Genomic DNA, 4,944 nt, shown 5'->3' with positions numbered 1-4,944 from the left:
AGCGATATACCGGCGCGGGGGAGTTGTCCGCCACGCTGCCGACACCTTTTCGCTCGGCTAACTCGGCGTAACCTCGATAGATTTTTCTTGCGTCTGTGAATCCCATAAGCAGCAGGGAAATCAGCGCGATGATTTGCACGGAATAAAACGCTTTCTGGTGCTTTGACAAAAGCAGCCAGACGCAGACGGCTATCGTCAACGCAAGGACGACGCCGTTGACGACGCCTAGCCGCGCTTTTCGTTGAATGCCGCTGCGTTCGAGAATACCAGATTAGTGGTGAGGAACCCGTAATTGCCGGGGAAGGCAAACGTATTGACGAGCGCGGCGGCGGCGAAGAGCGACAGGAACGCGGTCAGCGCGGCTCTGACTTTTGGGGAAAACAGGAAGTAGAGGCACGACGCCCATACGATAAAAATCCCCGCGCTCTGCAAAAGCGTCGTTCCGATGAACGGAAACGGAGAACGGTATTGCTCAATAAAGGAGAATTCCTCCGGGGAAGAAGCGACCAATGCGCCGGGTATGACTGCTCCCGCAAGGAGGAACAGGATAATGCCTGACAGCGCATAAGTCTTCGTCTGCCACAGCGCGGTGTGCCGGAGGACGGTCTTTTGCGCGGCTGCCCGTGCAGCCCAGTTCTTTGCCCTTATGCAGAGCGGGAGCAGATATGCCGCGGAACACGCCGCCGCAAGGGACAGGCGTTTTGTCAGAAGCCCTCGGTGCACAAAAAGCATGTAGACGTCTACCGCCGCGACGCATATACACAGAGCGATATACGCGGTTTTGAGCGGGCGTTTTGTTTTCTGCACGGCGTTCTTTGCCAGAGAGAACACGTTGTTCAGCGTCCAGTACAGCACCAGTCCCGCCGGAGAGTTGTACAGCAGCACCAGAAAAACGAGCGCCGTGCCGTAGAGCTGCGCTTTTTCCTTCGCGGGGAAGCCTTTCGCGTACACCGCGCTCGCGGCGACGTTTATCAGCGTCATGGCGACGGGCAGGACGTTGAGCGCGAAACGCCCGACATGCAGAAGGCTGTCTGGTGCGCCCATATCGCGTATGAACAGGAACCGCGCCCCTTTGAGCGCTTCCAAATGCGAGAGGTACGAATACGCAGCGATAAAGAACGGCACCTGAATGAGCAAACCGAAGGCACCCCGCAGGGCATACGCCGGATGATAGCGGTTCTGCCGGTAGTAGGCGGACAGAATCATATACCGCTCGTCGCCCGCAAACACCGCCCTGATTTTGTCGACTTTCGGCTTCAGGCGCTTCTGCGCGTCCCGCTCCGTCTGCTGCCAGCGCTCGGCGACCGCGTACAGCGGCAGGCACAGCACAGAGATTGCCGCGCTGACCGCGGCGACCGACCAGCCGGTTTCTTTGAACACCTTCTGCGAAAACACGAACACGAATTCGATAATCTGCGTCAGCGGATAGATGACGACGGTGTACAGCGCGTCCAGCATATATCGTTCCTTCGTTTCCGGCGCCTCGGCGCTGGGCACCGAAGCAGGGACCTGTTTGGCGTTCCGATTAGACCGACTCTAACCCGTAGGTTAGACTGACTCTAACCACTGCGTTAGACCAATTCTAACCGGTAGGTTAGAGCGTCTCTAACCACTGGGTTAGATTATCTCTCACCGGTAGGTGAGAACCCCTCTCACGCATAGGTGAGTATCTCTTCCTTATAATAGGGAGAGCCTCCCTATTATGGTAGGGAATCCTTCCCCACTACGGTAGGGAGACTCCTCACACTACAGTATGGAAGTGCTCCATATCCTGCCTATCTGCCGAGTTTCTTCAAGGAACTCGGACGTTCCCTATGGGGAACGCGCGTGCGGCGCAAACTCCGGCGTTCGGCTCCGCTGGGCGTGCCTCGTTCCTCCCAGTTTTTTCGTCCCGTGCGGAGTTCCACCTGCACCGGAATCTTGCCAAAGCCTAAATCGTTGCGGATTTTGTTCTTGATATACGCGACATAGGCAGCGGGAACGTTTTCGGGGCGGCTCGCAAACACCAGAAACGACACCGGGTTGACGCTGTTCTGCACCATATAACGCAGCTTGAATGTGCTGCCGCGGTTGTAAGGCGACGGGCGCGCAGCAACCCAGCCGGCGAGCGCAAGGTTCAGGCTTCTCGTGTCGATTTTGCGGTGCAGCTCGTCGAAGAGCTCGACCGCCTCGTGAAGCAGCGCCCTGACGCCCGTCCCTTCCGTTGCCGAAACGGCGACGACTGGCGCGTAGTTCATATGGGCAAACATGATTCGGATATGCTCAACCGTCTTTTTGAGGTGCGTTTTGTCCTGCTCCTGTGTGTCCCACTTGTTCAGCGCAAAGATGAGCGCCTTCCCGCGCTCCGAGGCGAGCGCGGCGATTTTCTTGTCCTGCTCGGCAAGACCCTCTGTCGCGTCGATAAGCAGGAACGCCACGTCGGCATCGTCGAGCGTCTTTATCGCGCGGTTCACCGAGTAGTACTCGACGTTTTCCGTAACCTTCGCTTTCCGCCTGATTCCGGCGGTATCCAGAATCTGAAAGTCGCGCCCCCCCCACGAAAAAAAGCCCGCCACCACGTCCCGCGTCGTTCCGGCATACGCCGACACAATAGACAGGTCGGAGCGGGTCAGCCGGTTGGTCAGCGTCGACTTGCCGGTGTTCGGCTTGCCCAGCACGGCGACGCGGATTGTCTTCCGTTCCAAAGCCTCCTCCGGTTCAGCCGTCGCGTTTTCCTCCGCTGCGTCTGCCTCTGGAACGGACGCCGCCGATTCGTTCGCGTTTTCTCCAGCCGCCGGAGCCGCCGTGTCGCCTGACTCGGCTGCGGTGCCGTCAGCTTCCGCCGGGGCGGGCGGTGCAAAGCGGCGGGCGATTCGCTCGCACAATTCGGGGAAATGGTCGCCGTGCTCCGCCGAAAGCAGCATGAAATCGCCGAAGCCGAAGCGCACGCAGTTCCACGCCTCCTGCTCCAGCCGCCCGCCCTCCGTCTTGTTTGCGGCGCACAGTACCTTATGCTGGTGCGGGCGAAGCAGACTGATAAACTCCTCGTCCTCGCCGGTAATGTCTCCCGCATCCAAAAGGAGCACAATCAGGTCGGCGCGCCTTATCGCCTCAAGCGTCTTTGCCGTAACGAGCGCGTCTATTTCGGCGTTCATCGCGTCCGCCCGGCGCGGGTCGTTCGCCGCTGTTCGGGCGCGCGGCGTCCGCGCAAGCTTGAAGCCGCCGGTATCCATGAGCCTGATTTCCGTGCCCGCGACGAAGACGGTTTCTTCGATAGGGTCGCGGGTTACGCCGGGGGTGGGGTCGGTAATCGCGCGGCGCTTATGCACGAAGCGGTTGAACAGCGTCGATTTGCCGGTGTTCGGCCGCCCGACAATGACGACAAGCGGAAGGCGCGCGGAGGGATTCATGGCGGCAAGTATCGGGGGAATGCGGGGCAAAGTCAAGGCGATACCCGTTCCCCCGCGGGGGAACGGGTATCGACCGAGTTCTTTGAAAGAACTCGGCATATAGGTAAAGCCCCGCGCCGCGCTTATGCGCCCATATCAGAGGCAGCGATACGGTCGGCAGAGAGGTAGCGATAAGGGCGTATCAGAGGCAGCGTTAAGGGCGTAACAGAGGTAACGTTAAGGGCGGTGGAGAGGCAAAGCCTATGTGCTTAGGTTTGGGCATAAAACAGGCAGAGCTTTCGCCCTGCCTGTCTGCCAATACCGCTTTTTACGCACCGATCGCCCGCCGCTTTTGTGTCCAAAAGCCTCTTGACAGGGCGCGGAACACGTTTTACAGTCATTCACAATTACAGAATGCGCGGAGGGCTTATGAACGCAGCGAGAAGGGTTTTGACCGGTGCCGCCGTAACGGCGGGCGTCTTGGGCGTCGGGGCGGGCGCGCTTGTCGCCTGCCGGCAGGAACTGACGCCGGGCGCGCAGAGCGGGGCGGCGGGCGCGGAACGAAGACCAAGTTACGCGAAGTTCGACGACGGGAACTACGACTTCTATTTTAAGAACGGCGCGCACGTGTACGGGGACTGCGACGGGTACGATTCGGAGCCGGGCGGAAAGACGACGATTTACGAATGGTGGCAAAGCGATATTGAGAAATGGGCGGATCGGCTCCGCGCGGCGGGAATCAAGCCGGAGGTGTACAAAACGATAAGTCTCGAGCATTGCTGGGTGCGCTTTGACACGGACCTGCTGTGCGGAATCGGATATACGGGCAGAGAAAGGTGGATGAACAATACAGCGGACGACAAAGCGTTCGTTGCGGTGAACGGAAAAACGACGCAGATAAAACACACGCGGTGCATGACGTATGCCCGTGCCGGCGGAGGCTTTAAACTTCTAGCCGATCCCGCGCTCCGCTTTCCTGACATTACAGGCGCTTCAGTCGCCCAGCGAAACAGAACGACTCCGTCGCTTCTTATAACGGCTAAAAATCCCTGGTTTAAAGATGCTGAAACGGCTTTAAGAAACGCGGGAATACGAGTGCTCGAGACATATACGGACGATTATGGCGGTATTCAAAACTACATAGTTGTAGACGCGAGCGCTATCGACTGGTTTGCCTACGACCTGTGAGCGGCGTTACCCGCGCTGTGCGCGGGTAATGTCCGAGTTTCTTGAGGAAACTCGACAGATAGGTGAAGCATAGAGGCGGAGGTCGAACGGGATAGACACAAAAGAACGAGGGCACACGCCCCGCTCTTTTTTTATGCCCAGCCGAGTTCCCTCAAGGAACTCGGACGATACTCGTGCTACGCATGAGTATCGCCGTCGCCTCTCTGCCGCCCTGTAAGGTGTCGGCTTACTGGACATTCAGGCGGGGAGTACCTGCCCGCCCTAGGTAGTGTGGACTAAAGAGGAGGAGAGAGGTAAAATAGGAAGCATGAATGAAATATTCCGTAGCAAACTATGGAATATTTCATTAAAATCGTTTTCGGCACCCTCAAACGCTGGTGAGGAATCG

The 4,944-nt window shown here is 58.3% G+C and carries 4 protein-coding genes; 1 reads left to right on the top strand and 3 read right to left on the bottom strand.

Features of this window, described 5'->3' with window-relative positions; translation table 11 throughout:
• The 3 genes from AWU74_RS03750 to der form a co-directional block, all read right to left on the bottom strand.
• A partial coding sequence (locus AWU74_RS03750) for a hypothetical protein (protein ID WP_162504758.1) occupies window positions 1-199 on the bottom strand: 199 nt, incomplete at its 3' end.
• A gap of 26 nt (window positions 200-225) precedes the next feature.
• Window positions 226-1,497 carry a YidC/Oxa1 family membrane protein insertase gene (locus AWU74_RS03745; protein ID WP_062327747.1) on the bottom strand — a complete coding sequence of 424 codons (1,272 nt, stop codon included), beginning with the start codon at window positions 1,495-1,497 and terminating at the stop codon, window positions 226-228.
• A 278-nt stretch (window positions 1,498-1,775) separates the two neighbouring features.
• A complete protein-coding gene (gene der, locus AWU74_RS03740) occupies window positions 1,776-3,389 on the bottom strand; it encodes a ribosome biogenesis GTPase Der (protein ID WP_187150818.1) in 1,614 nt (537 codons plus the stop codon).
• A 408-nt stretch (window positions 3,390-3,797) separates the two neighbouring features.
• Between der and AWU74_RS03735 the strand changes: the two genes are divergently transcribed.
• Window positions 3,798-4,556 (top strand): hypothetical protein, encoded by a 759-nt coding sequence (locus AWU74_RS03735; RefSeq protein ID WP_062327744.1) that lies wholly within the window; start codon window positions 3,798-3,800, stop codon window positions 4,554-4,556.
• Window positions 4,557-4,944: the final 388 nt, after the last annotated feature.

Source organism: Treponema endosymbiont of Eucomonympha sp., from assembly GCF_001028545.1.
The sequence above is the reverse complement of the archived record's forward strand: the minus strand, read 5'-3'. Positions and strand labels throughout refer to the sequence as shown.